2 protein-coding genes and 1 pseudogene are annotated in these 3,905 nt (G+C 77.9%); all 3 read left to right on the top strand.

Features of this window, described 5'->3' with window-relative positions; translation table 11 throughout:
- Positions 1-969 (top strand): Kelch repeat-containing protein (locus ACFWXO_RS45025; protein ID WP_380532976.1); only part of this gene is annotated, 969 nt, incomplete at its 5' end.
- A gap of 62 nt (positions 970-1,031) precedes the next feature.
- Positions 1,032-2,204 carry a Kelch repeat-containing protein gene (locus tag ACFWXO_RS45020; protein WP_380532974.1) on the top strand — a complete coding sequence of 391 codons (1,173 nt, stop codon included), beginning with the start codon at positions 1,032-1,034 and terminating at the stop codon, positions 2,202-2,204.
- A pseudogene (locus ACFWXO_RS45015) lies at positions 2,201-3,905 on the top strand (hypothetical protein); the annotation flags it as partial. The gene ACFWXO_RS45020 and the pseudogene ACFWXO_RS45015, both read left to right, overlap by 4 nt.

Here is a 3,905-nt window from a genome sequence, read left to right as displayed (position 1 = left end):
CCCACCGGCCCGCCCCCCCCGCCCCGGGCCCCCGCCCGCCGCGCACCCAGCGTCCGCAGGAGCGGCGCCGGCGGGTGGGCGGCCGGGGGCGGCCGCTCCGCCGACAGCGGAGCGCCCGGCCCCGCGCTGGGCACGGCGGAGGTCTACGACCCGGCCCCGGGCACCTGGGCGCCCACCGCCGGAGCGCTGACCACCGCCCGCCACGGGCACGCGGCGACCGTCCTGCCCGACGGCAGGCTGCTGGTCACCGGCGGCACCGGAACGGACGGCCGGGCCCTGGCCACCGTGGAGCTGCTGGACCCGGTCGCCCGCACCTGGTCCGCCGCCGGCCCGCCGATGACCGACGCCCGGACCGGGCACCGGGCCGTCCTGTTGAGGAACGGCAAGGTCCTGGTGGTCGGCGGCGCACTGCCCACCGGCGGACCGGACGCCGCCCTGGCCCACTGCGAACTCCACGACCCGGCGACGGGCTCCTGGACCCCGACCGGCAGCCTGCTGACCGCCCGCAAGGGCCACCAGGCCACCCTGCTCGCCGACGGCCGCGTCCTGGTCACCGGCGGCGACCCGGCGGCCGGACCGGTGACCGATCCGGGGGGCTACGACCCGCACAGCCTCGCCACCGCCGAGGTCTACGACCCGGCCACCGGCACCTGGACGGCCCTCGGCCCGATGCCCGGCGGCCGCCGCGGCCACCGCTGCCTGGCCCTGCGCTCCGGCCTGGTGCTGCTCATCGGCGGCACCGGCGGCCCCGCCTTCGCGGCGGGCCACCGCAACGTGACCGTCCTCGACCCCGCCCTCGGCACCTGGACGGCCACCGGGCCCCTCGCCACCGGCCGGTCCGACTTCGCCGCCGTGGAGCTGGCGGACGGCCGGGTGCTGGTGGCCGGCGGCACCGCCCTGGCAGGTGCTGCCGCCCCCGGTCCCGCCCCGACCGAACCCGCCGCCACCGCCGAGCTGTACGCCCCCTGACGACGTAGACCCTGACGGCGGTAGCCCACGACGCAAGCCCCGACGACGGAAGGTTCGACACCATGACCAGTCCCACCGTGGTGGCCGCAGCGAAGTGGACCGCCGCCCACGACCTGGCCGGGCCCACCGCCTGGTACGGCCAGCACGATGGGCCGGTCGTCCTCAAGGGCACCACGAAGGTCCTGGTCGTCGGCGGCGCGGACGCCGGCGGGGCCGCACTCGGGCGGGCCGCCGTCTACAACCCGGCCGACGACACCTGGAAGCCCACCGCCACCCAGCCCTCGCCCCGGCGCCTGCACACGGTGACCGTGCTCAACGACGGCAAGGTCCTCGTCACCGGCGGCATCGGCGGCTCCACCGCGCCCGGCCTGGCCTCGGCCGAGGTCTACGACCCGGTGGCCGACACCTGGACCCCGGCCGGCACCATGAACCAGGCCCGCTGGGGCCACAGCGCCGTGCTGCTGCCGAACAACCTGGTGCTGGTCGCCGGCGGCAGCGCCGTCCGGGACGGCCGGACCACCCGGGCCCTGCGCTCCGCCGAACTGTACGACCCCGCCGCCACCACCGACGCCACCCGCTGGACGACCGTCGGCGACATGACCGACGCCCGCTCCGGCCACCCCGCGGTGGTGCTCAAGGACGGCAAGGTCCTGGTGGTCGGCGGCACCGCCCCCGTCGGCACCGACCTCGACCCGGCGCTCGCCTTCTGCGAGCTCTACGACCCGGACCACAAGGCCTGGACCCCGACCGGGAACCTGCTGCACCCGCGCGCCCTGCACCAGGCCACCGCGCTCTCCGACACCACCGTGCTGGTGACCGGCGGCCGGGCACCGGGCGCCGGGGACGACGGCGGCTTCGACCCGCTCAGCCGGCGGACGGCGGAGAAGTACGACCTCGCCACCGGCGCCTGGACGGCCGCGAAAGACATGCCCGCCGGGCGCGCCCGGCACCGGGCCGTGGCCCTCGGCCCGGGCCGGGTCCTGGTGGCCGGCGGCACCGGCGGCGACGCCGACGAGGCCGGCTACCGCAGCGTCCTGCGCTACGACGCGGGCACCGACACCTGGAGCACCCAACCGGGGCTGCTCACCGGCCGGTGGGGCTTCGCCGCCGCGCTGCTGCCCGACAACCGGGTGCTCGCGGCCGGCGGCGCCGCCCGCTCCGGCCTGGCCGCCGCCGACCCGACGGTCACCGAACTCACCGCGGCCGCCGAACTGTTCGACGGGAGCGGCGCGTGACCGCGAACGGCTACTCGTTCCTGCCCTGGCTGCGCTCCGGCCTCTCCACCCGGATCACCGGCGACCCGGGCACCTCGGAGCGCGCCACCGTCCCGGTCAAGCTGCTGCTGACCGGCGAGGCCCTGGACGGCACCCCGCTCAGCCGGACCGTCGAGCGGCCGGTGCAGCTCTACGGGCCGGGCGACGTCGTCGGCATCGACCCCCGCGCGGTCTCCCGGCGGGAGCCGCTGCCCGGCACCACCAACATCGAGCCCAACCACCTGGCGCACATCGAGTTCTACGACGAGGACTTCCCCTGGCGCTACAGCCCGGCCGCGGCCGACGGCTCCACCGACCGCCTCGCCCCCTGGCTGGCGCTCGTCGTGCTGGCCGCGAGGACCGACGCGACCGGCGCGCCCGCCGAGTTCGAGGAGGGCGCCGGGGGAGCCCCGCTGCCGTTCGTCACCGTCAAGAACCCCGGCGCGCTGCCCCCGCCGGACCAGCTCGGCGCCTGGGCGCACGTCCACGTCCACGGCTCGCTGGACGACGCCGTGGTGGCCGGAGAGCTCTCCGGCCCCGGCGACCCGGTGCTCCAGAGCCTCGCCGAGGTGCTGCGCACCGACCCGGACCGGGCCTGCTCCCGGCTGGTCTGCCCGCGCCACCTCCAGCACGACCGGACGTACGAGGCCTTCCTCGTCCCCGCGTTCGAGACCGGGCGGCTGGCCGGGCTCGGCCTCGACCCGGCCCTCGCGCCGGGCGCCCTGTACTCCGCCTGGGGCCCGCACTACCCCGACCGCAAGGGCGAGGGCCGACTGCCGTACTACCTCCGGTGGTCCTTCACCACCAGTGACAACGGCGACTTCCGCTACCTGGTCACACTGCTGAAACCGCGCCGCCCCGCCGACGAGGTCGGCCGCCGGGACATGGACGTGCACCGCTCGGCCGGCCCCGGCCTGCCCCCCATCACCACCCCGGCGTCGATCGGCGGGGTGCTCCGGCTCGGCGGCGCGCTCCAGGTGCCCCGGCCACCCGGCCGGCCGGTCGACGACTGGGAGAACTGGGACAACTGGTACGACGCGCCGGCTCCCGCCGCGCCCTACCCGCACCCCTTCCAGCAGGCACTGGCGAACCTGGTCAACCTGGCCGACGCCTACCAGGACCGCACCCCGGCGGCCGCGCACGCCGCCCTGCCCGGCGCGCAGGCCCGGGCGCTGTCGGCCGGGGTCGACCCGGTGATCACCCCGCCGCTGTACGGGCGTTGGCACGCGCTCACCTCCAAGCTGCTGGTCGACGACGCCGGTCACCCGCTGCCCTCGCCCGCCAACCGCAACTGGGTCCACCGGCTCAACCTCGACCCGCGCAACCGGGTCGCCGCGAACTTCGGCACCCGGGTCGTCCAGGCCCGGCAGGACGAGTTCATGGACGCCGCCTGGGCCCAGATCGGCGACGTCCTGGAGGCCAACGCGCGGATCCGCGCGGCCCACCTGGCCCGCGAGGTCGGCCACCGGCTCCAGGTCAAGCACCTGGACCCGCCGACCGCGCCGCCCGGCGCGGTGGCACCGCCGCCGACCGGCAAGTACCTGACCCTGACCGCCCCCGCCCACCCCCGGGTCACCACCCCCGCCGCGGGCCCCCCCGGCGGGGGCCCGCCGCGCGCGGCGGCGGGGACCCGCGCCGCCCCCCCCCCAAGCCCGAGCGCCCGCGCGCACGCGGGAGGGGGCG

The organism is Kitasatospora sp. NPDC059088, from assembly GCF_042738155.1.
GTDB lineage: Bacteria > Actinomycetota > Actinomycetes > Streptomycetales > Streptomycetaceae > Kitasatospora.
Note: the sequence above shows the minus strand (reverse complement) of the source record. Positions and strands in the feature narration are given on the sequence as shown.